We start from the raw sequence: 24395 nt of genomic DNA, 5'->3' as shown, positions 1-24395 counted from the left end.
ATACGGCGGGTTCGTCGGCGGTTGCAGGGCCTCCGTCGCATCGGGCTTGCAACCGGGCGCCCCACAGGCGTATCCCTGCCGCTGTGAGTGCAGCCACCACCATCGAGGAAGACCGCGCCCTGGTCGCGGCCGTGCTGGGCAACGCCCCGGGCGCGTTCGAACGCCTCGTGCGCCAGTATCAGGGTCTGTGCTGGCATATCGTCCAGCGCATGGTCCGCAACCCGGAGGATGCCCGCGACCTGTGCCAGGAAACCTTCCTGCGCGTGCACCAGTGCCTGCACCAGTACCGCGGCGAACGGGCATTGAGCGGCTGGATCGGGCAGGTGGCCTATTCGATGGCGAAGCGGCACCTGGAACGCAAGCGGGTGCCGATCGCCGAATCGCCCGCCGATGGGCCGTCGCTGGCCGAGAGCGTGGCCGACGATTTCGATCTGGAGACCAGCGTCGCCGGCGCCGAGATCGACCAGCACCTGCATGCCGCGATCGAAACCCTGCCGCCGCTGCAGCGCACGCTGCTCACGCTGTACCACCTGGAAGAACTGCCGATCGGCGAGATTTCACGCATCACCGAACTGCCCGAGAACAGCATCAAGAGCCACCTGTTCCGCAGCCGCAAGCTGTTGCGCGATCTGCTCGCGCCGCGGATGGGTCTGGCCGAAGTAGGAGCCGCCGCATGAACGCCAAGCATCCCCGACCGGGCACCGACGCCTTCGAACGCAAATGGCAGCTGCAGGAACAAGCGCTGCGCGATGAACGGAGCGAGCTTGCGGGCGATCCGGACGTCGCCGCATACCGCCGGGTGGCGCGTGCCCTGCGCCAACCGCAGCCCGACCGCCTTCCCAGCAATTTCGCCTACACCGTGGCCGCGCTCGCCGAACGCGGCCTGCGCGCCGCCCGGCTCGACACGCGCCTGGAGCAGGCCCTGGTGCGCGCGCTGATCGCGGTGATGGCACTGGGCGCGCTGGTGGTCGTGGTGTTGTTCGGGCGCGACTGGCTGGCCGCACTCGATGCCTTCGGTACGGGCGCAAGCGGCTGGGTCGCCACGGCGGTCGCCTGCGTCGCGCTCACCTGGGCTATGGACGGCCTGCGTCGCTGGCGCTTCTCCAAGCAGCCATAGCCGCATCTGGCGACCCGATGCGGGTTGCGACTTGCGGGGGACCCTCGCTGCCGTGAGGTCGCGGGCTTCGGGCAGCGGCGTCCCGGTCGGCCGCGCCTATCAGAACGCGTGGTCGAACCCGACCTCGCCCTGCACGCCGACCTGGTAGGCCGACACCCGCCGCTCGAAAAAGTTGGTCAGTTCCTGCACATCCTGCAGATCCATGAACGGGAACGGGTTGCGCGAGCCGAAATGCTTCGGCATACCCAGCTGCGCCATCCGCTGATCGGCGCAGTACTGCAGGTATTCGCGCATGTCCTTGAGCGACAGGCCCGCCACGCCGCCGGACAGGGTGTCCTCGGCGAAGGCATACTCGCATTCGACCGCCTCGCCCATCATCTGCACCACCCGTGTGCGCAGCTCGTCGTCGAACAGGTCCGGCTCCTCCTCGCGCACGGTGCGGATCACCTCGAAGGCGAAGGCCATATGCGCGCTTTCGTCGCGGAACACCCAATTGGTGCCCGAGGCCAGGCCGTGGAGCAGCCCTCGCGAGCGCAGGTAGTAGACGTAGGCGAAGGCGCCGAAGAAGAACAGGCCTTCGATGCAGCAGGCGAAGCAGATCAGGTTGAGCAGGAACTGCTGCCGCTGCTCACGGGTTTCGATCCGCTGCAGGCCCTGCAGCGAATCGATCCACTTGAAGCAGAACCCGGCCTTCCTGCGGATGGAAGGAATGTTGTCGACCGCGGCGAAGGCCCTGGCGCGTTCGTTCGGGTCGGGCAGGTAGGTATCGAGCAGGGTCAGGTAGAACTGCACGTGCAGCGCTTCCTCGTACAGCTGCCGCGACAGGTACATGCGCGCCTCGGGCGCATTGATGTGCTGGTACAGGTTGAGCACCAGATTGTTGGCCACGATCGAGTCGCCGGTGGCGAAAAACGCCACCAGCCGTTCGACCAGATGGCGCTCGGCCGGCCCGAACTTGTGCTTGAGGTCGTTGGTATCCAGCGAGAAATCCACTTCCTCCACCGTCCAGGTGTTGCGGATGGCGTTGCGGTACATCTCGTAGAACTGCGGATAGCGCATCGGGCGCAGGGTGAGTTCGAAGCCGGGATCGAGCAGGGACTGATGGTGCGTGGACATTGTCGTCTCGCTTTGTGATGTCCCTTCTCCCTTCGGGAGAAGGTGCCCGAAGGGCGGATGAGGGTTCGGCAGAGCGATGAAGCTTCCGGCCGCCTGTTCGTCGAAGGGTTCGAGGTGTGGCAGTGCATTTCGCTCCGCCGAACCCGCACCCCCAACCCCTCTCCCGAGAGGAGCGGGGCTCTTTCTTCGCTACTGGCAGGCCTCGCAGGACTCGGGGTTTTCCAGCGAACATGCAACGGCGTCAGTGAGGGAAAGTTCCACCTTTGGCTGCGGGCCGTCCGCCACCGTGGCCTTGGCGATCCTGGTCGCCGGGCGCGAGCGCAGGTAATAGGTGGTCTTGATTCCCTGCTTCCACGCGTACATGTACATCGACGACAGCGCGCCGATGCTCGGATTTTCCATGAACAGGTTGAGCGAGGCCGACTGGTCGATGTACGCACCGCGGCCGGCGGCCATGTCGATCAGCGCGCGCATCGGGATTTCCCAAGTGGTGCGGTACACCTCGCGCAGTGCCTGCGGGATTCGCGTGATGGCCTGGATCGAGCCTTCGGCGTGCTTGATGGCATCGCGCATCTCCGCGGTCCACAGTCCGAGCTGCTTGAGTTCGGCCACCAGGTAGCGGTTGACCTGCAGGAAGTCGCCCGACAGCGTCTCGCGCTTGAACAGGTTGCTGGTCTGCGGCTCGACGCATTCGTAGCAACCGGCGATCGAGGCGATGGTCGCGGTGGGTGCGATGGCGACCAGCAGCGAGTTGCGCAGGCCGTGTTCCTGGATGCGCGCGCGCAGGCCGTCCCAGCGGGTGGCGTTCTCCGGCACCACGCCCCAGGCGTCGAACTGCAGCTCGCCGGTCGCGGCGCGGGTCTCGGCGAAGCCCGGATGCCTGCCGCGTTCGATCGCCAACTCGTTGGATGCATCCAGCGCATGGAAGTAGATCTCTTCGGCGATGCGTGCGGACAGCCTGCGTGCGGCCTCGCTATCGAAGGGCAGGCGCAGCCTGAAGAACACGTCCTGCAGGCCCATCACGCCCAGTCCGACCGGACGCCAGCGCAGGTTGCCGCGGCGCGCCGACTCGATCGGATAGAAGTTCAGGTCGATCACGCGGTCGAGCTGGCGGATCGCCAGTTGCACGGTCTCGCCCAGCTTGTCGAAATCGAAACGGCCGTCCGCGTCGAAATGCCGCGAGAGGTTGATCGATCCCAGGTTGCAGACCGCGGTTTCCTCTGCCGAGGTGACTTCCAGGATCTCGGTGCACAGGTTCGACAGATGGATCACGTTGCCGGGTTTGGCGGTCTGATTACTGGCGCGGTTGCACTTGTCCTTGAAGGTCATCCAGCCGTTGCCGGTCTGGGCCAGGGTGCGCATCATCCGTGCGTAGAGTTCGCGCGCCCTGATCGATTTGACCGCCTTGCCCTGCGTTTCGGCCTGCTCGTAGGCGCGTTCGAAATCCGCTCCGAACAGATCGACCAACTCCGGCACCACGCGCGGATCGAACAGCGACCATTCCGCGTCGGCTTCCACGCGCCGCATGAACAGGTCCGGCACCCAGTTTGCGAGGTTGAGGTTGTGGGTGCGCCGCGCCTCGTCGCCGGTGTTGTCGCGCAGTTCCAGGAATTCCTCCACGTCGGCGTGCCAGGGCTCCAGGTAGACGCAGGCCGCGCCCTTGCGCTTGCCGCCCTGGTTGACCGCCGCGACCGAGGAGTCGAGCGTCTTCAGCCACGGCACGATGCCGTTGGAGTGGCCGTTGGTGGACCTGATCAGCGAGCCACGCGAACGCACGCGGGTGTAGCTGACGCCGATGCCGCCGCTGAACTTGGACAGTTGCGCGATGTCGCCGTACTTCTGGTAGATCGATTCCAGCGAATCCTGCGGCGAATCGAGCAGAAAGCAGCTGGACAGCTGCTCGTGCGTGGTCCCGCCGTTGAACAGCGTGGGCGAGCTGGGCAGGTAGTCCAGGTTGCCCATGCGCTGGTATAGCGCCAGCGCCTCGGGTACGTCTTCGCTCAGCGCGCAGGCGATGCGCAGGAAGAACTGCTGCGGGGTCTCGACCACCTTGCGCGTATGCGGATGGCGCAACAGGTAGCGGTCGTACAGGGTGCGCAGGCCGAAGTAGTCGAAGTGCCGGTCCAGCGATACGTCGATCGCATCGTTGAGCTTGCGCGCGTTGGCCTGGACGAAGCCGAGCAGGCGGTCGTTGATCAGACCTACTTCGTGGCCGCGCGCGATCGACTGCGAGAAGGCGTGGATTTCCTGACCTGAGACTTCCTTGGCGATCACTGCGGCGAGCAGGCGCGCGGCCAGGCGGCCATATTCGGGTTCCTCGCCGGTCAACAGCGCCGCGGTGCGGATCGACAGTTCATCCAGTTCGCGCGTGGTGGCGCCGTCGTACAGGCCGGAAATCGTGCGCGTGGCCACGCGCATCGGCTCGACCGCGTGCAGGCCGTCGGCAGCGCGGGTGACCGCGCGCACGATCTTGTTGAGGTCCACGGCCTCGCTGGCGCCGTTGCGCTTGGTCACGCGCATCGTGGTGGCGGTGGGCGGAGGGGTGAGCAGAAATTCGGAATCAACCACGGCATCGGCCACGGCTGCGTTGGTCTGGGGCATGCCGGTATGAGGCATCGGGTCGTCTCCATGCGGGATGCACGGGTCCGGACCTGTCCCTCGCAGGCGCGGATGGCATCGGAAACGACAAGGTCGGACAGCGGCGTCGCAACAACCGGGACTGCGCAGGGGGGCTGCGGCCGGCGTGCTCCACCAGCCATCTCCCCCCGGAGATTCCGCGGCCGGCACCGCGCGGCGTGCATCGCGCGGCTGTCGGCAGGTCTTCGGACTCATGGGCGCGGAAGCCTCGGGCTTCCTCCTAGTCCGCCGCTTCCCGGGGCGTGTTGCCTCAGTGCTCATGGCGGGTTCGTTCCCAGTTACCGCTGCGGGGCAGTGCCGGAATGGCCAACGTCGCTGACGACGGCGTCACCGGCTTCCCTTTTCATCCGGCGACTTGCAGGCCACCGAAACCGACGAACCCAAGATAATGGGGTTGTATGGTTCCGTCAACACAAGATCGTGGATCTGGGTTGCAGAATGGTCAGCCGCTGACGACATCATGCCGGGCGGGTCGATTCCGTCGCTCGTTGCGCGCCGAAAAAAGCCGCCCGTCTCCGGGCGGCCCAAGCCATGCGTGGTCGATGCAATCAACCCTTGATGCATACCACCTGTCGCAAGGTATGCACCACGTCCACCAGGTCGCGTTGCGCCGCCATCACCGCGTCGATGTCCTTGTAGGCGGCCGGCGATTCGTCGATCACGCCCGCGTCCTTGCGGCATTCGACATGGGCGGTGGCCTCGCGATGCTGCTTCAGCGTGATCTGCGCACGCGCCGCGGTACGGCTCATCACGCGGCCGGCGCCGTGGCTGCAGCTGTGGAAGCTGTCCGCGTTGCCCTTGCCGCGCACGATGTAACTGCGTGCGCCCATGCTGCCCGGGATGATCCCGAGTTCGCCCTCGCGCGCGCTGACCGCGCCCTTGCGGGTCACCAGAAGCGATTGTCCGAAGTGGTCCTCGCGCTGGACGTAGTTGTGGTGGCAGTTCACCGCCTCCTTGTCCAGCTGGAACTTCGGCAGGCGATGGCGCATCTCGTGCAGCACCCGCGCCATCATCGCCTCGCGGTTGGCCCGCGCGTAGTCCTGCGCCCACGACACCGCAGCGACGTAGTCGTCGAACAGCGGCTCGCCTTCGAGGAAGAACGCGAGGTCCTTGTCCGGCAGATGGAAGCCGAGCACGCGCTTCTCCAGCTGGCGACGCGCCAGCTCGATGAAGTAGGTGCCGACCAGGTTGCCGGTGCCGCGCGAGCCCGAGTGCAGCATCACCCACACGCGATCGGCCTCGTCGAGACAGATCTCAATGAAGTGGTTGCCGCCGCCGAGCGTGCCGATCTGCTTGTCGACCTTGTCCGGGCGGATCTTCGGGTGCTTGTCGCGGATCACCGCGAGTCGCGCCATCAGGTCCGACTGCGCCAGCTTCGTTTCGACGCTGTCGGGAATCCGGCGGTGGTCGCCGCCCGGGCCGTTGCCGACCGGGATGCTGCGCTCGATGGAGCTACGCAGCAGCGCTAGGTCGTCGGGCAGGTCGTTCGCCGTAAGCGTGGTCCGCACCGCGGCCATGCCGCAGCCGATGTCGACGCCGACCGCGGCCGGGATGATCGCACCTCTGGTCGGCACGACCGAACCGACCGTGGCACCGATGCCCAGGTGCACGTCGGGCATCACCGCGACCCACGGACCGACGAACGGCAGCGTGGCGATGTTGCGCAGCTGCTGCCGCGCCTTGTCCTCTACCGGCACGCCGTGCACCCAGCCCTTTATCGGCGTGGTCGCGTGCTCCGAATGGAGAAACTCGTAGGTCTGTTGCGTACTCATGTGGAATCCCTTCTTAGGATAAGACTCCGCGCGGCGAATCCGTTCGCCACGCGAAGATTACTGCTTCAAGCTGACCAGCTGCTTCATGACGCCGTCCAGGCCGCCGAACACGGTCAACTTGTCGATCTTCTCGGTGACCTTCTCCAGAGCCTCCAGCTCCTTCAAACGCATGAGCACCGGGCTCTCCTCGATCAGCTTCGCCGTGTTCAGCAACGAACGCGTGGCGTTCGCCTCCTCGCGACGACGGATCACGTTGGCCTGGGCCGCCTTCTCCGCCTGCACGACGCTGTTGAGGATGTCCTTCATCTCGCCCGGCAGGATCACGTCCTTGACGCCGACGCCGAGCACGTCGACACCGAGGTCGCTGACGCGGCCGCGCACGTAGCCGAAGATGTCGGCGTCGAGCGAAGCCTTGTCGCCGAGCAGCTCGTCCAGCGTCTTGGCGGAAATCGCCTTGCGCAGGCCGTACTGCAGCTCGCGGTACACGTAGTCGCCATACTTGGCGACCTTGGTGCGCGCGGCCACCGGATCGGCGACGCGGATGCTCGCGGCGAGGTTCACGCGCAGGCTGACCTTGTCGCGGGTCAACAGCTCCTGGCCCGAGACTTCCATCGACTGCACGCGTAGCTCGACCAGCTCCACGCCCACGTTCTTCTGGAAGTTCCAGAAGGCATAGGCGCCCGGTGCCAGAGTGCGCACCAGCTTTCCGTCGATGAACAACAGGCCGGCATTCTCTTCCGGCACGACCAGCGACACGGTGATGCGCTCGAGCACGCCGAGCTGACGCAGACGCTTGACCACGGCGGCCTCGACCTCGAGACCGTTCGCGAGCGACGCGGTCTGCACGTCGACGGCCACCAGGCCCTTCCAGTACAGCTTGCGCGACCCCGGAGCGAGCACGTCCTCGAGCTTGCCGTTCTTCAGCACCAGACCGACTTCATCCATGCCGAGGTTGGCCAGCACGAAGCTCTCGCCGAGCCTCTCGCCCAGTGCGGCGATCAGCGCATCGGCATCGCTGCCGGCGTATTCCGCCTTGGCAATGCCGTGCATCGCCACCTCGACCCGCTTGAACGGGTCGAACCAGCGGTACACGCCCGGCGCGAGCACGCCTGCGAATTGACGGTTGCGATACACCAGGCCGCGCTCGCCGTCACCGATCACGACCCTCTTGGTCCAGAACATTGGAAGTTCTCCTTGGTTGGCTCTGGTGGTCCGATCCGCTTGGTAATACGCGCGATGGATCGGGTCTCGCGGTGCACGCTCCAAAGTCGAAGCGGGCAAAGGAATGGGTGGAAGCGCCCCTGACGTGGATACCGCGGAGCCGGCGTGCTGTCCGCAGGGCGGCGATCGCGTTCGACGCATCCGCGGCATTGCTGCTGCCGCTTTCGCGTGTCCTGCGACCGCCGGCCTGCCTCGAGGGCGCGGGCCCGGCGATATCACCGCTGCGGCGTTCCGTTGCGCACCACACCGAAGCGCGATGCCTGGCGAAACGCCGCACGGGGCGTTTCCTGGTATGGGCTTGCGCCCGGTTAACGACGTGACAGGTCGTTGTTGGAGCGGGAGTCGAACCCGCGACAGTCGGTTTATGAGACCGATGCTCTAACCCTCTGAGCTATCCAGTGGTGGACGAGCCGGATTCGAACCGGCGGCCAACGGCTCGTGCCGCTGCTCAACCTCTGAGCTTTCGTCCGCTCGAAACATCTCTCCCGGCTCCGGGCATACGCCACGGCAGCGCCGCGCGCACCGGCCGGGCGTGCGAGCCCGAGCCGCTGGAAGCCATTCGAACGATGCTCCGTATTGACGCCAAACCGGCGTCAATTCCGTCGCCGACGCGAACCCGCCCGCCGCCCGTGCCCGGCATCGGGGCACAGCGCCTCATGCTGCATGCAGCAGCAGCGCCTCACAGCGGAAATCCCTTCCTGCGGGCAGTCGATGCCCGGATGCCTGGGATGCGGATCGTGTCGGCAGATTTCTTGAACCAACTCCATTCGCGAACGCGCAAAAAAAGCCCCCGGACAGGATCCGAGGGCGTTCGCGTGTCCTCGGAAGATCGGGTGCCGATCTTCCGTAGGCGAAAGATCAGCTGATGGTGGGCCGCAGTTCCTTGCGATCGCCGACGGTCGGGCGATACGCGGGCACGCGCGCTGCCAGGCCGCGGCGTGCGCGCCGCAGATCGAGCAGGTTTGCGATGTGGAAGGAATGCGTCATGGCTCTAGGTGTGTGTTGTACACGTCGTCGCAAGGACGAAGGGCGCGCACGATACGCTCGCGCAAATCGTTATGCAACCTGTTCCTGCGAAGAATGCCTCGATGCCGACGAACGGTCGCGATCACGAGATGCACGCGTCGTCGGTCGGAATGCGGGCGAGATCGGGAGGAAGCGCGCGCAGTCCGCAACGGGCGAGGCGCACGAACAGTCTTGGGCGCGACGGATGCGGGCTTCAGCGCAGCTTGGGCAATGCCTGCTTGCAGGCGAAGTAGTCCTCCCATGGATCCTGCTTCAACGTCTTCGCGCGCCTGAGCGCTTTGTGCAGGCCGAAGGCGGGTGGTGCGCCGACACGCCCGAGCTCCTCCCAGCGGATCGGCACGGCGACCGGGGCGCCGGCGCGCGCGCGCAGCGACCAGCCGCACACGCTGGTGGCCCCGCGGCCGTTGCGCAGCCAGTCGATGAAGATCCGGTCGTTGCGCTTGGCCTTGCTCATGGTGGCGACGTAGTGCAGCGGCTTGTGCGTGGCCATGGCCTCGGCGAACGCGCCGGTGAAATCCTTGACCGCATCCCACGTCGGGCCGCGCCGGATCGGCACGACCACGTGCAAACCCTTGCCGCCGGTCAGCCGCACGAAGCTTTGCAGTCCTGCGTCTTCCAATCGCGCGCGTACATCGCGCGCCGCCGCAACGACTTGCTTCCATTCGATTCCGGGCCCGGGGTCCAGGTCGAACACCATCGTGTCCGGCTGCTCGGGTTTGTCCACGTGCGCGCCCCAGGGATGGAACTCCAGCACGTTCATCTGCACCAGTTCGAGCAGGCCGTCGGCATCATCGATATACAGGTAATCGTCGGCGCCGCTCTTCTCCTTGAGCCTGATCGCGTGCACATGCGGCCCGAGCGTGCCTGCATGGTGTTTCTGGAAAAAGCAGGTACCCGCGGCGCCATCGGGGCAACGTACGATCGACAGCGGCCGGTTCGCGAGATCCGGAAGGATGTGCCCGGCGATCGCGGTGTAATAGTCGGCCACTTCGCCCTTGGTGATGCCGGCATCGGGGAACACGACCCGGTCGCGACTGCTGATCTGGACCTGTGGCGAAGCTCCGGCACGGCGCGCAGCGGGTTTCGACGCCGGTTTCGCGGCTTTCGCGGCTTTCGCGGCCTTCGCAGGAGCGGCAGCTTGCCTGGATCGGGCGACGGCCGCTTTTTTTGTCGCCTTCTGCATGGCCTTGCTTGCCTTGGCGGTGGCCATCAGGTCCTCCACGGTCTTGTCGATGCGGATGCGCTGGAAGCTGGCCTGGCGCAGCAGGCCGTCCTTGCCCCAGCCGCGATAGGCGACTTCGACGACTAGCTGCGGTCGCACCCAGTGGATATTGCCGCGGTCGCGCTTGTCGTGCGGCAGGTGATCGGGAAGCTCCACCGTCGCGGTCTTGCGCCGCAGCGGCTGCAGCTTCGCGTGCAACGCGCGCAGGGTCTCGTCGTTGTAGCCGGTGCCGACCCGGCCAACATAGCGCAGCCCGTCCTGATCCGGCACCGCCATCAGCAACGCACCGAAGGCGGTGCGCGCACCGCGCGGCGCGGTATAGCCCACCACCACGAACTCGTCGCCCTGTGCGTGCTTGACCTTCACCCACTGCGCATTGCGCGTTTGCGAATACGGCGCATCGAGGCGCTTGGCGATGATGCCTTCCAGCCCCTGGGTGGCGCTGGCCGCGAACACCTCTTCGCCGTGACCCAGCACGTGGCTGCTATAGGCCAGCGCTTCGCCGCCCGCCTGTTCGAGCAGCGATTCGAGCAGCGCCTTGCGCTCCACGAGCGCTGCGCGCGACAGGTCCACGCCGGCAATGCCCGGCATGTCGAACAGCATGTAGCGCAGAGAGGCGTTGGACCGGCCCTGCAGCGTGCGCTGCAGCAGGGCGAAGTCGCTCACGCCTTCCGGGCCCAATGCCACCAGTTCGCCATCCAGGCGTGCATCCGAGACCGGCAGCGCCTCGATGGCTTCGACGATCTCGGGGAAATCCGGCGTCCAGTCCAGGTCGTTGCGCGAGCGCAGCTTGACCTTGCCGTCGACCAGATCGGCGAGCATGCGGTAACCGTCCCACTTGACTTCGTGCAGCCAGTCGTCGCCGCGGGGCGCGTGTTCGCGCAGCGTGGCCAGTTCGGGCTTGAAGCCGGGGGGGAAGGGACGCGGCTTGGCGCCCTCCAGCGCGAGCGCGCGTTTTTTCCAGGTCGCGTCGCTGCGGCGGGGCTTGCGGCGCGCATTCTTCGGCGGGGCCTTGGTGGTCGCACGGCTGCTTGTGGCGTGCGGCTTTGCAGCCGTCTTCGGCACCACCAGCTCGCCTTCGGTGGAGTCCCATACCCGCCGGGTCGCGGCTGAGGATTCCGGACCCGGCTCGACCTCCACCAGATCGTCGGCCTCCACATCCGCCGCGTATTCGTCGTTGTGCTTGATCAGCAACCATTGCGGCTTGCCGCCGCCGCGTCCGCCGCGCATCCCGGTGCGCACCAGCTTCCACTGACCGCGCAGCTTGGACCCATGCAGGCTGAAGTCGAGCTTGCCCGCGGCGATGCCTTCAAGCGGGTCGCCTTCACAGGCCCACACGCCGTGATCGAACACGAGCACGTGCCCGGCGCCGTAGTTTCCCTCCGGGATCTCGCCTTCGAAGCCGGCGTAGGACAGGGGATGGTCCTCGACCTGCACCGCAAGCCGCTTCTCTCCCGCGCGCAGCGACGGTCCTTTCGGCACCGCCCAGCTCTTGAGCGCACCGTCGGCCTCGAGCCGGAAGTCGTAGTGCCGCGCACGGGCATTGTGCAGCTGCACTACGAAGATCGGGCGGTGCCTGCCGCGGCCGCCTGCGCGCCCGGCATCGTCTGCCGGCTCGGGCGTGTCGGCGAAGCGCCGCTTGCGTGCGTAGTCGCGCAGGCTCACGGCCCGTCTCAGGCCGACTTGCGCTTCGAGGCCTTCTTGGCCGGCGCCTTCTTGGCGGCCTTCTTCGCCGCCTTCTTGCCTGGCGCCTTCTTGGTCGCGGTCGCTGGCGTGCGCTTCTTCGCGTCGATGCTCTTCTGCAGCAGGGACATGAAGTCGACCACATTGGTGGTGGCATCCGCGTGCAGCGATTCCTCCTCTTCGGGCTTGCGCACGGTGCCGCCCTTGGCCTTGACCCGTTTCTCGATCACCTTCTGCAGCCTGCTCCTGAATTCGTCCTTGAAGTCGCCCGGAGCCCACTCGCTTTCCATCGAGCCGATCAGGGCTTCGGCCATCTGCAGCTCCTTGGCCGTCACCCGGTAGTCGCCGGTCGCGCCCGAAGGAATGTTGTAGACGTCCACGTCCACCAGCTCCTGCGGATAGCGCATCATCATCAGCATCAGCGCGTCACGCTGCGGCAAGACCGCGCATAGATGCTCGCGGGTACGGATGACCACGCGCGCGATGCCGATCTTGCCGGTCTTCTTCAGGGTTTCGCGGAGCAGGACATAGCCCTTTTCGGCCTTCTTTGCCGGAACCAGTACGTAGGGCTTCTCGAAGTACTGGGGGCCGATCGCGGTCGCGTCGACGAAGGCTTCGACCTCGACCGCGTCATGGCTCTCGGGCGCCGCGGACTTGATGTCCTCCTGCTCCAGGACCACATAGCTGCCCTTGTCGTATTCATAGGCCTTGACGATTTCCTTCCACGGCACCTCTTCGCCGGTCTCGGCATTGACGCGCTCGTAACGGATCGGCGACTTGTCGCGCGCATCGAGCATGCGGAAGCTCAGGTCGGTGCGCTTTTCGCCGGACATCAGCTGTACCGGGATGTTGAGCAGGCCGAAGGACAGGGTGCCGGACCAGATCGGACGGGCCATGGCGTTCTCCACGCGGATGCGAATCCAGAATTGCAGCGCAGCGCCCGTGACAAGGACGTTAGCTGCGCATGTGGGCGGAGCGGCGGCGGCAATGCAGCCCGTTCACCCCATGCGTGCTGTCATGCGATGGTCCCAGCGCTCGCGGAGGCAACATGGTCAAGCCACAGGACAGCGGCCAGCCCAGGCATGGCAGCGTCGGCGATCCGGAAGCCGGGCCGGACAAGGGCAGGCATCCGGGGACCCGCAAGAAGAGCGAGCCCGAACCAAGCCGTGCACCGGCCGAAGGAACCGATCCGTCCCTGACCCACGGCGAAACACGCGAGAGGCGACCGCGGCCATGAAACGGCGCACGGCGGCCGTTGGAATGCATTCACGCCTGCCTGCGGGCGGGATGCCGGTGCGGGCTGCGCCGCTGACCGCCCTGCTGGCCGTCGCCACCGTGTCGTGTTCCTGCACGGAAAGCGCCCGGCTGGCGGCGCGCGAAGATACCGGGCCCAATCCGGTACTCGCGGCGCCGGAGCAGCGAATCATCCCGACCGTATCCATCGCGCCTGCGAAAGGATGGGCGCCCGATGCGACACCCACACCCGTCGCCGGCCGACGGGTCACGGCGTTCGCGCGCGACCTGTCTCACCCGCGCTGGCTCTACGTGCTGCCCAACGGCGACGTGCTGGTGGCCGAAAGCAATGCGCCCGCCGGCAAGAGCGGAATCGGGGGACTGAAGGGCAAGATCATGGCCGCGGCGATGAAGAAGGCCGGTGCCGCAGCGCCCAGCGCGGAGCGCATCACCCTGTTGCGCGATCGCGACGGCAACGGAGTCGCCGAAACGCGCAGCACCTTCCTCGGCGGTCTGCATTCGCCGTTCGGCATGGCCCTGGTCGGCAACACGCTCTACGTGGCCAACGCCGACGCATTGATGCGAATGCCCTACACGACAGGCGCGACCCGGATCGATGGCGCCCTTGAGAAAGTGGTCGACCTTCCCGGCAAGGGCGCGGAGCTCAACCATCACTGGACCAAGAGCCTGCTGGCCAGTCGCGATGGGACCCGGCTCTACGTGGGCGTGGGTTCCAACAGCAACATCGGCGAGAACGGCATGGCGGCGGAAACCGACCGCGCGGCGATCCTCGAAGTCGACCCCCAGGCGCGCAGCTACCGTGTGTTCGCCTCGGGCCTGCGCAATCCCGTAGGGCTGGCATGGGAACCGCACACCGGCGCGCTGTGGGCGGTGGTCAACGAGCGCGACGAACTCGGCAGCGACCTGGTGCCCGACTATCTGACCTCGGTGCGCGAAGGAGCGTTCTACGGCTGGCCTTACAGCTATTACGGCCCGCATGTGGATACGCGCGTGTCGCCGCCACGACCGGATCTGGTGGAGAAGGCGGTGAAGCCGGACTACGCGCTGGGCGCGCACGTCGCGCCACTGGGTCTTGCGTTCCATGCCGGCGGGGCGTTCATCGGATTGCACGGGTCCTGGAACCGCAAGCCCCTGAACGGATACAAGGTGGTCTTCGTCCCCTTCGGCCAAGGGCAGCCGTCCGGACCGATCGAGGACGTGCTGACCGGCTTCCTCGACGCCGAGGGCAACGCACGTGGGCGTCCGGTCGGGATTGCCGTGGATGCGAAGGGCGGAGTGCTGGTGGCCGACGATGTGGGCAACGCCGTGTGGCGGATTAGCACTGCGCCGTCGACTGCGATTAGGCGATTAGGCGTGTTCTGACGGTCGCGCGACCGTCAGGTTGCACGACCGCCAGGCGCAAGCGTCGACCGCCTGTGGCGCGATTACTGGGCGGAGGTTTCCTCCGCCTCGAAGCGGCGGGCATAGTCGCGCTCACCGGCAATCCGCTCGACCTCGTCCTGCGCCAGGTCGGGTGCGGCATAGACGGCGTAGGCGATGGCATCGGACGTGCGGCCGATGCGGCTGAGGCGGTAACGCGGGCGGCCGGCGCCACCGTTTTCGGGGTAGTGGGCCGGGGGGCGGACCGCGTCCAGGTCGAGTTCGCTGTTGTCGACCAGGCCGCCTACGAACAATGCACGCATCAGATATCTCCGCTGTGGGAACGCCAGTGTCGCCCGGCGCGCGTTCGCAGATCATCAATCGCGCGTTAGGTTGTCGCAAACGTTGCAGATCTGGTTTCGGATGAGACGGCCACGGGAGGGTCTGTTTCTGGAACCGCCGTCTCTTGTAGAGCGGAAGACCCGCCCTGGATACCGATGGGCGCGTCCCGCGAAGTGCAGGCAGCATCACACCGGCGATCGCTTGCGTAGAATTCCGCCATGTCGCTGCGGCCAACCACCGACGTTGCGCTGCAAGCGCTGATGCTTCCGTTCGTCACGGAAGCGCTCGCCTGGCCGGGTTCGGGCGCGTTGTTCCTGCACGCGCGCGATGGCTGGCCGCTGCACGCCCGGGCGACGCCGGGGCTGGTGGTCGAGCAGGGCTTCAAGCCCGAAGCCGATGCCCTGGAACGCGCCGGGTTCGTGCCGTCCACCGATCCGTCGAAGCTGTACCCGCTGGTCCTGCTGCTGCCGCCGCGCCAGCGCGAAGAACTGCGCGCGCTGTTTGCGCAGGCGCTGGATCGATGCGAGGAAGGCGGCGTCGTGTTGGCGAGCGTTGCCAACGATGCCGGTGCGAAATCCGCTGAGGCCGACCTGCGCAGGCTCGCCGGGCTCGACGGCAGCCTGTCCAAGCACCATTGCCGGGTGTTCTGGACGCGCAAGCAGACCGGCCGCATCGACGCCGACCTGCTCGCGCAGTGGCGCACGCTGGATGTGCCGCGCCGGATCGCCGCGCCGCAGCTGCCGCAGGGCGGCTTCCTGAGCCGTCCGGGGGTCTTCGCCTGGGACCGGATCGATCCGGCGTCGGCCCTGCTCGCCGCGCAGCTGCCCGCCGACCTGGACGGGCACGGGGCCGACCTCGGCGCGGGCTGGGGCTACCTGGCGATCGAGCTGCTGCGCCGCAATCCGCGCGTGCAGGCGCTCGACCTGTACGAGGCGCAGGCGCGGGCGCTGGAACTGGTGCGGACGAACCTGGCCGACACCGGCACGTCGGCCACGCTCGAATTCCTGTGGCACGACGTCACCGTCGGACTGGCGCGCCGCTACGACTTCATTGTCACCAATCCGCCCTTCCATGCGCACGATCGCGCCGACCGGCCCGAACTCGGCCAGCGTTTCATCGAAGTCGCGGCGCAGGCGCTGCGCCCGGGCGGTCGCCTGTTCCTGGTCGCCAACCGGCACCTGCCCTACGAGCACGCGCTCTCCGCCCATTTCGCCCAGATCCGTGTGCTCGCGCAGCAGGGCGGCTTCAAGGCGATCGAAGCACTGCGGTCCATGCGATGAGGCTCGCCGTTTGGACGTCCGTCCGATGAAGCTCGTCCGCCTGATCGCCAACCTCGGCTATGGCAGCCGCAAGCAGGTGGCGGCGATGTTTCGGCAAGGCCGCATCACTGCAGCGGATGGCGCGGTCCTGTACGCCGACGACCAGGTCGAACACGACCAGGTGCGCGTCGACGGCGATCCGCTCGACCCACCCCAGGGATTGGTGCTGATGCTGCACAAGCCGGTCGGGGTCACCTGCTCGACCCGGGACCCCGGCCGCCTGGTGTACGACCTGCTTCCGCCGCGTTATCGCCTGCGCTCGCCGGCGCTGTCGACGGTCGGCCGCCTGGATCGCGAGACCAGCGGCCTGCTGCTGCTGACCGACGATGGCGCGCTGCTGCACCGGATCATCTCGCCCCGGTCGAAGCTGTCCAAGGTGTACGAGGTCGCGCTGGCGCAGCCGCTGCGCGGCGGCGAGGCGGAGCGCTTCGCCAGCGGCACGTTGATGCTCGAATCGGAACAGACGCCGCTGCTGCCGGCCTCGCTGGAGATCGTGACACCGACCCAGGCGCGCCTGACCCTGCACGAAGGCCGTTACCACCAGGTCCGGCGGATGTTCGCCGCGGTCGGCAACCACGTCGTCGCCCTGCATCGCAGCCGTGTCGGCGGCCTGGCGCTTGACGGACTGGAGGAAGGACGCTGGCGCCGGCTCGATCCGCCGGACATCGCGAGTGTGTTCGGGGGCGACGCATGAGCGCTTCGGCGACATTGGAATTTCGTCCCGCGGCGGTGCTGTTCGACATGGACGGTCTGCTGTTGGACAGCGAACGCGCGCTGCTGGCCTGCTGGCGCGAGGCGGCGCGGGGATTGCAGGCGAGCGTCGACGATGGCGTGTGGCTGTCGATGATCGGCTTGTCGGACAAGGTCTGCGATCAGCTGCTGCAGGATCGCGTCGGCATCTCGCTGGCACATGCCTTGCGCGAGCGATGCCATGCGCTGTACGACCTGCGGGTGATCGCAGGGATTCCGGTCAAGCCCGGGGCGTTCGAGCTGCTGGCTTTGCTGCAGCAACACCGCGTGCCGCGCGCGGTCGTGACCTCGACCTGGCGCGAACGCGCGCGCCAGAAGCTGGCGGCGGCGGAACTGCTGGGTCACTTCGGCGATGTGATCGGCGGGCGCGATGCGCCCCGGCCCAAGCCGGCGCCGGATCCCTACCTGCTGGCGGCAGAGCGCCTGGGCGTGCCGGCGCGAGACTGCGTGGTGCTGGAGGATTCCAACGCCGGAGTCCAGGCCGCGCTGGCCGCGGGCATGCATGCGATCCAGGTTCCCGACCTGGCGCCGGCCGACGCCGTGCAGCTGCCGGGGCACCGCGTGGTCGCCTCGCTCCACGAGGCGCGACGGTTGATCGAACCCGCATTGCGGTCAGCCCAGTAGCGCGCGCCAGCCGGCGTGGCCCAGTTCCGCCAGGGTGCGCTGGTTGCGTTCGACGATCGCGTCCGGGTCGGGGAAGGCTTCGACCGCGCGCGCCACGCTGTCCTCGCGCAGCAGGTGCAGGGTCGGATAGGGCGAGCGATTGGTGTAGTTGCCGATGTCGTCCGGTTCGGTGCCGGCGAACTGATAGTGCGGGTGGAAGCTGGCGATCTGGATCACCCCTTCCAGCCCGAGCTGCGCGAGCAACGCGTCGGCGTCGTCGAGAAAATCGTTGTAATCGAGGAAGTCCTGCAGCACCTGCGGGTGGATGAGCAGGGTCGTATCGACCACGTCGGCCGGCGTGTCGCGCAACAGGAGCAGTTCCTCGCCCAGTTGCTCGAGCAGATCGCGCGGGTCGTCCGCGTCGCTGAGCACGTAGCGGATCTGGTCCCTGGCGTGCACCGCCTTCGCGAACGGGCACAGGTTGAGCCCGATGACCGCGCGTTCCAGCCAGCGTCGGGTGTCGGCGATGGGATCGGGGTCGGTGCTCATCGGGGGCCTGGCGGTGGGGATGTCCTTCGACTTCGCGCCTGCGGCGCTACGCTCAGGACGAACGGGTGTGTGGGGTGGTCGAACGGGCGTCTCCGTTGGTCCTGAGCGTAGGCGCGCAGCGCCGAAGTCGAAGGACGCTCACGCCGTCAATCGCGGAAGTTGTCGAACTGCAGCGGACGTTCGAGTTCCTGCCCGCGCAGCAGCTGCATGACCGCCTGCAGGTCGTCGCGCTTCTTGGCGCTGATGCGCAGCTTGTCGCCGTTGATCTGGCTTTCGACCTTGAGCTTGGCGTCCTTGATCAGGCCCTGGATCTTCTTGGCGAGGTCACGTTCGATGCCCTGCTGCACTTTGACCTGCTGCCGCGCGCCCGACACGTTGGTCAGCACTTCGCCGAACTCCAGGCAGCGCGGATCGATCTTGCGCGCGGTCAGCCGCGTGCGCAGGATCTCGGTCATCTGCTGCAGCTGGAACTCGCTGGGTGCGGACTGGGCGATGCTGCCATCGTCCAGTTCGAACCTGGCGTCCACGCCCTTGAAGTCGAAGCGGTTGCCCAGCTCCTTGTTGGCCTGGTCGACGGCATTGGTGAGTTCGTGCTTGTCGACTTCCGAGACGATGTCGAAGGAGGGCATGGCGCGCTCGTCGGAGAGGGGCGGGAAGGGTAGCGCAGGGATGGGCGTGTGTGTCGCGCGTCACGCAACTGGCGGAACCCGGCCTGAATCCGGGCCTGAACGCCGATTGCCTGCGTAACCGTCACGGTCCAGCATGCGTCCGCCAATTCCCCCGTGGCTCCCTGTTCCCGATCAGAAGGACTGTCCCATGCGTACGACCCCGCGTCGCCTGCTGCTTTCCACTGCGCTGATTGCCGCGCTCGCCGCTTCCGCGCCGGTTCTGGCCCAGGACGCCGACGCCGAGATCGTCGCCCAGGCCAGCGTGCCCGAGGCGCGACTGGTCGAGCGCTACACCGACCTCGCCGGTTCCGAAGCCGCCGCCGGCGATCTGGTCTCCGACCTGCGCACCGGCGCCGACTTCACCGTGGTCGAGGAAGTCACCACGACCACGACCAATCCCGACGGCACCACGACCGACACGACCGAGCTGGTCGAGCGCACCGTGGTCAACCCGAACGGCCCGATGGGCTGGGGCGAGGTCAACATCAGCCTGTCGCTGGCGCAGGCGCTGGTCGACAGCGGCGCCTATCCGAGCCTGCAGTCCGCGCTGACCGGAATCGAAACCACCGTCACCAATCCCGACGGCACCACCACGATCACCAGCGAAGGCGGCGTCCTGGCGATGCGCGCCGAAGGCATGGGCTGGGGCGCCATTTCCAAGGAACTCGGCTTCAACCTGGGTTCGCTGGTCAGCGCGTCCAACCGAAGCGACAAGTCGGTCGCCGCATCGGCACGTGCGGACAAGGCGGAGCGCACTACCGGCAAGCCCGATCGGATCGCGCGCGTCGACCGTCCCGAGAAGCCCGAGAAGCTGGACCGCCCGCAGCGCCCCGAACGACCGGAGCGGCCGCAGAAGCCCGAGCGCAGCGGACGCCCGTAAGCGCCGGCGCGAACACGGTGGTCACGACACGACGGGTGCCACGCGCGCTCGTCGCGTCGTCTGGCATCCACATTCTTTCCAATAGAGGAGTAGCGATGAAGCGCACGGCATTGTTCTTCGCGTTGTTCGCCGCCACCGTCACCGCGCACGCGCAGGACGGGGCTTCGCTCGGCGTCGGCGTGGACTACAGCAGCGGCGACTATGGCAGCGATACGACCACCGAGATCCTGTCGGTGCCGGTGACGGCCAAGTTCGTCAGCGGCAACTGGACCTACAAGGCCAGCCTGCCGTGGATGCGGGTTTCGGGCGACCCGAATGTATTGCCCGGCCTGGGCACGGTGAACAACACCAATCCGCGCGGTCGTGGTCGCGGAAACGGCAATGGCGGCACGCCGGATCCCGAGGAGAGCGGCACGGCCTCGGGTATCGGCGATCTGCGCCTGGCCGCGACCTACAGTTTCGACACCGGCGGTCCGCTCGGCGTGGACCTCACCGCCAACGCCAAGATCGCCACCGCCGACGAGGACAAGGGCCTGGGCACCGGGGCCAACGACTACGGCCTGGCCCTGGACCTGTATCGCGACTTCGGCGGCACCCTGCTGTTCGGCGGTGTGGGTTATACCGAGCTGGGCGACTCGGATTACATCAGCGTGGACAGCGTCGCCAACGCCAACCTCGGCGCCAGCTGGAAAGTCGGTGGCGGCAGCCTCGGGGCGATGTACGACTGGCGCCAGGCCGCCGCGGACGACTACGACGATCGCAGCGAGCTCACCGGCTTCTACGCTTTCAGCAGCGGTCCAAGCTCGAAGTTCCAGGTCTACGCCTCCACCGGTCTGTCGGACGGCAGTCCCGACCTGGGTGGCGGGGTGAACTACACCTTCGGCTTCTGACGCCAGCCGCGGCATCGTTCGGCCCTGGCGCGCATGCGCCAGGGCTACACTCGCGCTTCCCCGGACGGAACGCGGCCATGCCGACCCATACCCATGTGGTTGCGGATGCCTGCAGTGCGTTCGCGCTGTTTGCGGCGTTCGTGATCGAGCGCTGCGCCGCGTGCAGCGACGGCATGGCCATCCTTGAACACGGCTTCGTGATCGCCAGTTCCACGAACGGCTGGGCGATTTGACCGTCGGCGTCGTCCACGGCGATACCCGGCGCGCGCTGCTGCTGATGGCGGGGGCGGTGGCCCTGTTCGCGCTGATGGACGCGGGGCTGAAGCTGCTGGCACCGCACTATCCGCCGCTGCAGGTGGGCGCCCTGCGCGGACTGTCGTCGCTGCCCTTCATCCTGGTCTGGATCATGGCCACGGTCGGCCCGCGCAGCCTGCTGCGGGTGCGCTGGAGCCTGCACCTGCTGCGCGCCGTGCTGGGCATCGCGATGATGGCCGGGTTCGTCTATGGCCTGCGCTCGCTGCCGCTGACCACCGCGTATGCGATCACCTTTGTCGCGCCACTGCTGGTGACTGCGATGGCGGTGCCGTTTCTGGGCGAAAAGGTCGGGCCACGGCGCTGGTTCGCGATCGGCGTCGGACTGGTCGGCGTGCTGGTGATCCTGCGTCCTACCGGCGAGGGCATGCTCACGCTCGGCGGCCTTGCGGTGCTGCTGGCGGCGGTCTGCTATGCCGCCAGCGCGATCACCGTGCGCCTGCTGGCACGCACCGACAGCACCCAGGCGATGGTGTTCTGGCTCATGGCCCTGATGGCACTGGGGTCGGCGCTGCTGGTCTGGCGCGACTGGCGGCCGATCCAGCCCGCGCATCTGTGGATCATTGCTGGCGTGGGCGTGGCCGGTTCGCTGGCCCAGGTGGCGCTGACCGAAGCGTTCCGTCGCGGCGAGGCGTCGCTGGTGGCGCCGCTGGAATACACCGCACTGGTCTGGGGCACGTTGCTGGATGTGACCCTCTGGGGCGTCCTGCCGGACCGCGTGACCTGGATCGGGGCTGCGATCATCGTCGCCAGCGGGCTGTACCTGCTCCGGCGCGAACGCGGGCAGTCCGGCGAAGCCGCGTCGGCGCCTGCCGACAGCCTGCACCCTTGAAGCCGGCGTGCCGCTGCTGCTGATTCCGCTGCTGATCCTGGGCGTGCTGACGCTGTGGATCGTGCTGCTCCCGATATCGATCCTGCAACGTTATCGCCACGGCAAGGCGCGGCGCCGCGCCCGGCCCCTGGCAGTGCGTCTGAACGCATGGATGCTGCTGGCCTCGGTGCCGCCGTTCCTGGCCGGCGCATGGATCAGCCAACACTGGGTGCCGGCAGCGCTGCCGCAGGCGGGGCTCGGGCTGGCCGTGGGCGGGATGGTCGGAATTCTGGGGATCTGGATCACTCCCATCGAACGCACCCCGCAGGGGCTGTTCTACACCCCGCGGGCCTGGCTGGTCCTGCTGCTGACCGTGCTGGTGGCGCTGCGGATCGCGCTGGGCTTGTGGCAGGCGTTGCAGCGCTGGCACGTCGCTGACAGCCTGCCGGCGCTGTTGGCTGGACAGGCCAGTCTGTTCGCCATGGCTGGGCTACTGCTGGGGTATTACCTGATGTATGCCTGGGGACTGAAACGCCGGCTGGGGTGAGCCAGCCGGCGTCTGGATGATCCGGTTGCGCCGCCCGTCGTGCGAGGCGGCGTGATGCGTCTTACTCCCCGGCGCTGGGGGTCCAGGCCGTGGACGAACCACCGCCGCTGCCGAGAACATCGTTCCAGCTCAGCTCCTGGCCCTTGCGGTGGCCTTTCTCGGTGAGCTTGAGGCCTTGCGGGTCGATGACGAGGGTATAGGCCTTCTCGCCGATCTCGATTTCGCGGCGCAGGGCTTTATCCAGTTTGGTGGCCATTTCGGGGGCTCCGTGGGTGTGGAAACAGCGTGTCACTGTTGCCAACAGACATTCAGATCGCGTGAAGAGCCTGGGCGGTCTTCTGCGGTTGTGCCCGTCAATTCGCGGCTAACGCCTTGTTGCGGCGCGATTTGAGCCTGTCCGTAATGGCAAAATTTCGTTAAGTAGACCCGTCTTCCCCGGCCTGGCCGGGAACTCCGCCGGGCGCCGATCCGCGCGCAGCCGGCAGCCGTTCCGCCCCCGCCCGGCCCTCCCAAGAGGCTGCAGCTGTCCCGACGCAATCGGGTCATGCGTTCACCCAGGGACATGTCCTTCGGAGGTCCCGCATGTCCGGTCATTCCCGTTCCGCTGGCTTGTGGCTGCTGTCGTTCGCCCTCGTCTCGCTCGTTCACGCCAGCCAACCCGCGGCAAGGGCGCAAACCGTCGTCGAGCCACGGGGGTCGGCGGATCTGCTGCCCGGTTCGTCGGTGCGCCGGCTGCACACTCCGGCCGCGCGTGGCCCGGTGACGTCGGCAGTCACCGTGGAAGAGGTCGGCGATGTCGATTCATTCGGGCGCAGCCTGCGCTGGCTGGGCGTGGCCCAGGGCGACGTGGACCTGGCCGAGGCCTGCCCGGTGCCGGGCAGCGCATCGGACGCACGGTGCGTGGTCCTGTCTCCGACGCCGGCGCTCACCGATTTCAACCTGACCGATCTGGCCAGCATCACGCTGCCGGCGCGCTCGGCCAATTCCCTGCTGTGCCACTGGTTCTCGCCGGTGCTCACGCTGCAGTACGCCAATCCCGGTGCGGACGCGGCGGTGGCGCAGTTCAGCTATTTCCCGACCCTGACCCTTGAGAACGCGGTGCTGCTGGACCCGGGGCTGATCGATCCGACCACGGGGGCCCCATTCGCGGGCCGGCTGACGACCGGGATGACCGCCTCGGAACGCTTCGAAGTCCCGCTTGCGCCGGGCATGACGCTCAACGAACGCCAGCGCGACACCGCCACCTGCATCGCCGGCTTCATCAGCAAGCGGGCCCTGATCCAGAACTACGGCCTGACCGAGAGCCAGGCCAGCGAGTTCTTCAGGCGCGATACCGTGATCCGGCTGAACGTGCGCGGTAGCGCGCGCTACGTGCAGGCGGCGAGCCTGAACTTCGGCCTGCGTATCGTCGGCGACTAAAAAGGCGAAGCGGGCCATTGGCCCGCTTCGCTGTATCCGTGCAGCTTCTTGAACCCGCTTTTCGATGCGGGCGTTGGAACCATTCCTCAGAACTTCATTCCTTAGAACTTCATGCCGACGCCCACGCCGACCATCACCGGCGAGAAATCGGCCTCGGCGGTCTTCTCGCCGTCGATCTCCACGTCGCCACCGCCACCATGCAGGTAACGTGCGTCGGCGCGTGCGAACCAGCGTTCGTTGATGTTGGCGTCCACACCGAGCGTCGCCATCGCGCCCTTGGCGGTCTCGATGCCGATACGGCGGCCGGCAAGCGAGCCCGTGGCCTCGGCTTCCTCTTCGCTGTAGTTCTGCTCGTAATAGCCCAGGCCGACGAACGGGCGGATGGTCGCATCCGCATCGCGGAACTGATACTGGCCGCTGACGGCATAGGGCTGCGACTTCACGCTGCCCAGCTTGCCCTGGCCGTCGTTGCCGGTCAGGCGATGGCCGTACTTGTCGACCGCGCCCCAGGCTTCGACGCCGATGTTGTCGTTGATGTGATACGTGACGCCGAGGGTCGGGGCGACGTCGCCGTTGGCCTTGATCCGTTGCTCGTCGCCGGACCAGGCGTTCTTGGTGGGTTCGAGCATCGACACGCCGCCGACGATGGAAACGCGCTTGCCCGATGCGGTGGTATCTGCATCCTGGGCGAAGGCCACCGGCGTGGCGGCAACGATGGCAATGGCAAGTGCAGCAGTACGCAAGGACAACATGGGGGAACTCCTTATCTTGTATGTGTGTTCTTCTGTGGCCTGCATCTGGCAGGCGCGCGCATGGTCACGCGCTGCACCTGAACGTGCTTTGTGCGCGACGTGAATCGCAATTGAACTTTCCGCCAGCTGCGCGATGCGGGCTGCAA

The 24395-nt window shown here is 67.1% G+C and carries 25 protein-coding genes, 2 tRNA genes and 1 riboswitch; of the genes, 13 read left to right on the top strand and 14 right to left on the bottom strand.

The window, feature by feature from the left end; translation table 11 throughout:
* Positions 1–83 precede the first annotated feature (83 nt).
* Together MC380_RS12595 and MC380_RS12590 are read left to right on the top strand one after the other, a co-directional pair.
* Positions 84–677 (top strand): sigma-70 family RNA polymerase sigma factor, encoded by a 594-nt coding sequence (locus MC380_RS12595; protein ID WP_242165142.1) that lies wholly within the window; start codon positions 84–86, stop codon positions 675–677.
* Positions 674–1117 carry a hypothetical protein gene (locus MC380_RS12590; protein ID WP_242165139.1) on the top strand — a complete coding sequence of 148 codons (444 nt, stop codon included), beginning with the start codon at positions 674–676 and terminating at the stop codon, positions 1115–1117. The genes MC380_RS12595 and MC380_RS12590 overlap by 4 nt, the downstream gene beginning before the upstream one ends.
* A gap of 99 nt (positions 1118–1216) precedes the next feature.
* On the opposite strand, the gene MC380_RS12585 is transcribed toward MC380_RS12590, so the two are convergent.
* From MC380_RS12585 to MC380_RS12550, 9 genes are all read right to left on the bottom strand, one after another.
* The gene (locus MC380_RS12585; protein WP_242101706.1) at positions 1217–2233 is read right to left on the bottom strand and encodes a ribonucleotide-diphosphate reductase subunit beta; all 1017 of its coding nucleotides are present in this window, start codon (positions 2231–2233) and stop codon (positions 1217–1219) included.
* 189 nt (positions 2234–2422) lie between these two features.
* The gene (locus MC380_RS12580) at positions 2423–4834 is read right to left on the bottom strand and encodes a ribonucleoside-diphosphate reductase subunit alpha (RefSeq protein ID WP_242165137.1); all 2412 of its coding nucleotides are present in this window, start codon (positions 4832–4834) and stop codon (positions 2423–2425) included.
* A 194-nt stretch (positions 4835–5028) separates the two neighbouring features.
* Positions 5029–5261: riboswitch (cobalamin riboswitch) on the bottom strand.
* A 157-nt stretch (positions 5262–5418) separates the two neighbouring features.
* Positions 5419–6642: an RtcB family protein gene (locus MC380_RS12575; protein ID WP_242165136.1), complete on the bottom strand. Its 1224-nt coding sequence runs from the start codon at positions 6640–6642 to the stop codon at positions 5419–5421.
* 57 nt (positions 6643–6699) lie between these two features.
* Positions 6700–7824 (bottom strand): slipin family protein, encoded by a 1125-nt coding sequence (locus MC380_RS12570; protein ID WP_242165134.1) that lies wholly within the window; start codon positions 7822–7824, stop codon positions 6700–6702.
* Positions 7825–8193: 369 nt separating this feature from the next.
* Positions 8194–8261: transfer RNA gene (locus MC380_RS12565), tRNA-Ile, on the bottom strand.
* 1 nt (position 8262) lies between these two features.
* Positions 8263–8332, bottom strand: a tRNA-OTHER gene (locus tag MC380_RS12560).
* A gap of 389 nt (positions 8333–8721) precedes the next feature.
* Positions 8722–8850 (bottom strand): hypothetical protein, encoded by a 129-nt coding sequence (locus tag MC380_RS17945; protein WP_277929274.1) that lies wholly within the window; start codon positions 8848–8850, stop codon positions 8722–8724.
* 232 nt (positions 8851–9082) lie between these two features.
* On the bottom strand, positions 9083–11776 hold the full coding sequence (gene ligD / locus MC380_RS12555) for a DNA ligase D (RefSeq protein ID WP_242165132.1): 2694 nt from the start codon (positions 11774–11776) through the stop codon (positions 9083–9085).
* A gap of 8 nt (positions 11777–11784) precedes the next feature.
* Entirely contained in the window at positions 11785–12690 is a 906-nt protein-coding gene (locus MC380_RS12550) for a Ku protein (protein WP_242165130.1), read from the bottom strand.
* Between the two features lie 152 nt (positions 12691–12842).
* Here MC380_RS12550 and MC380_RS12545 point away from each other — a divergent pair, with 152 nt between their 5' ends.
* Together MC380_RS12545 and MC380_RS12540 are read left to right on the top strand one after the other, a co-directional pair.
* Positions 12843–13031: a hypothetical protein gene (locus tag MC380_RS12545; RefSeq protein ID WP_242165128.1), complete on the top strand. Its 189-nt coding sequence runs from the start codon at positions 12843–12845 to the stop codon at positions 13029–13031.
* A gap of 50 nt (positions 13032–13081) precedes the next feature.
* Positions 13082–14410, top strand: coding sequence for a sorbosone dehydrogenase family protein (locus MC380_RS12540; protein ID WP_242165360.1), 1329 nt, complete (start codon positions 13082–13084; stop codon positions 14408–14410).
* A 62-nt stretch (positions 14411–14472) separates the two neighbouring features.
* Here MC380_RS12540 and MC380_RS12535 read toward each other — a convergent pair whose 3' ends face one another.
* On the bottom strand, positions 14473–14730 hold the full coding sequence (locus tag MC380_RS12535; RefSeq protein WP_242101699.1) for a hypothetical protein: 258 nt from the start codon (positions 14728–14730) through the stop codon (positions 14473–14475).
* Positions 14731–14967: 237 nt separating this feature from the next.
* Here MC380_RS12535 and MC380_RS12530 point away from each other — a divergent pair, with 237 nt between their 5' ends.
* The 3 genes from MC380_RS12530 to MC380_RS12520 are packed head-to-tail and all read left to right on the top strand — an operon-like array spanning position 14968 to position 17442.
* Complete coding sequence (locus MC380_RS12530; RefSeq protein WP_242165126.1) at positions 14968–16029, top strand: class I SAM-dependent methyltransferase; 1062 nt, start codon at positions 14968–14970, stop codon at positions 16027–16029.
* A gap of 25 nt (positions 16030–16054) precedes the next feature.
* Entirely contained in the window at positions 16055–16762 is a 708-nt protein-coding gene (locus tag MC380_RS12525) for a pseudouridine synthase (protein ID WP_242165124.1), read from the top strand.
* Positions 16759–17442, top strand: a complete 684-nt coding sequence (locus MC380_RS12520) for an HAD family phosphatase (RefSeq protein ID WP_242165122.1) — start codon at positions 16759–16761, stop codon at positions 17440–17442. Before MC380_RS12525 ends, MC380_RS12520 begins: the two co-directional genes overlap by 4 nt.
* Here MC380_RS12520 and MC380_RS12515 read toward each other — a convergent pair.
* Both MC380_RS12515 and MC380_RS12510 read right to left on the bottom strand, forming a co-directional pair.
* On the bottom strand, positions 17431–17970 hold the full coding sequence (locus MC380_RS12515) for a DUF1415 domain-containing protein (RefSeq protein ID WP_242165120.1): 540 nt from the start codon (positions 17968–17970) through the stop codon (positions 17431–17433). The two genes, MC380_RS12520 and MC380_RS12515, sit on opposite strands and share 12 nt — an antisense overlap.
* Before the next feature lie 146 nt (positions 17971–18116).
* Positions 18117–18599, bottom strand: a complete 483-nt coding sequence (locus MC380_RS12510; RefSeq protein ID WP_242101694.1) for a YajQ family cyclic di-GMP-binding protein — start codon at positions 18597–18599, stop codon at positions 18117–18119.
* A gap of 187 nt (positions 18600–18786) precedes the next feature.
* On the opposite strand from MC380_RS12510, the gene MC380_RS12505 reads away from it, so the two are divergent.
* The 5 genes from MC380_RS12505 (at position 18787) to MC380_RS12485 (ending at position 22078) form a co-directional block, all read left to right on the top strand.
* The gene (locus tag MC380_RS12505) at positions 18787–19518 is read left to right on the top strand and encodes a hypothetical protein (protein ID WP_242101693.1); all 732 of its coding nucleotides are present in this window, start codon (positions 18787–18789) and stop codon (positions 19516–19518) included.
* A 95-nt stretch (positions 19519–19613) separates the two neighbouring features.
* Positions 19614–20408 (top strand): DUF3187 family protein, encoded by a 795-nt coding sequence (locus MC380_RS12500; RefSeq protein WP_242165118.1) that lies wholly within the window; start codon positions 19614–19616, stop codon positions 20406–20408.
* A gap of 77 nt (positions 20409–20485) precedes the next feature.
* The gene (locus MC380_RS12495) at positions 20486–20641 is read left to right on the top strand and encodes a hypothetical protein (RefSeq protein ID WP_242165116.1); all 156 of its coding nucleotides are present in this window, start codon (positions 20486–20488) and stop codon (positions 20639–20641) included.
* Positions 20642–20685: 44 nt separating this feature from the next.
* Positions 20686–21552, top strand: a complete 867-nt coding sequence (locus MC380_RS12490) for a DMT family transporter (RefSeq protein WP_242165357.1) — start codon at positions 20686–20688, stop codon at positions 21550–21552.
* Positions 21553–21559: 7 nt separating this feature from the next.
* The gene (locus MC380_RS12485) at positions 21560–22078 is read left to right on the top strand and encodes a DUF1453 domain-containing protein (protein ID WP_242165114.1); all 519 of its coding nucleotides are present in this window, start codon (positions 21560–21562) and stop codon (positions 22076–22078) included.
* A gap of 61 nt (positions 22079–22139) precedes the next feature.
* On the opposite strand, the gene MC380_RS12480 is transcribed toward MC380_RS12485, so the two are convergent.
* Complete coding sequence (locus MC380_RS12480; RefSeq protein ID WP_242101689.1) at positions 22140–22334, bottom strand: hypothetical protein; 195 nt, start codon at positions 22332–22334, stop codon at positions 22140–22142.
* Between the two features lie 326 nt (positions 22335–22660).
* On the opposite strand from MC380_RS12480, the gene MC380_RS12475 reads away from it, so the two are divergent.
* Positions 22661–23497, top strand: coding sequence for a hypothetical protein (locus MC380_RS12475; protein WP_242165112.1), 837 nt, complete (start codon positions 22661–22663; stop codon positions 23495–23497).
* Between the two features lie 101 nt (positions 23498–23598).
* Here MC380_RS12475 and MC380_RS12470 read toward each other — a convergent pair whose 3' ends face one another.
* On the bottom strand, positions 23599–24264 hold the full coding sequence (locus MC380_RS12470) for an OmpW family outer membrane protein (RefSeq protein ID WP_242102933.1): 666 nt from the start codon (positions 24262–24264) through the stop codon (positions 23599–23601).
* Positions 24265–24395 lie beyond the last annotated feature (131 nt).

This window comes from Lysobacter sp. M15 (assembly GCF_022662515.1).
In the GTDB taxonomy this organism is placed as follows: Bacteria; Pseudomonadota; Gammaproteobacteria; order Xanthomonadales; family Xanthomonadaceae; genus JAKPBU01.
The sequence above is the reverse complement of the archived record's forward strand: the minus strand, read 5'-3'. Positions and strand labels throughout refer to the sequence as shown.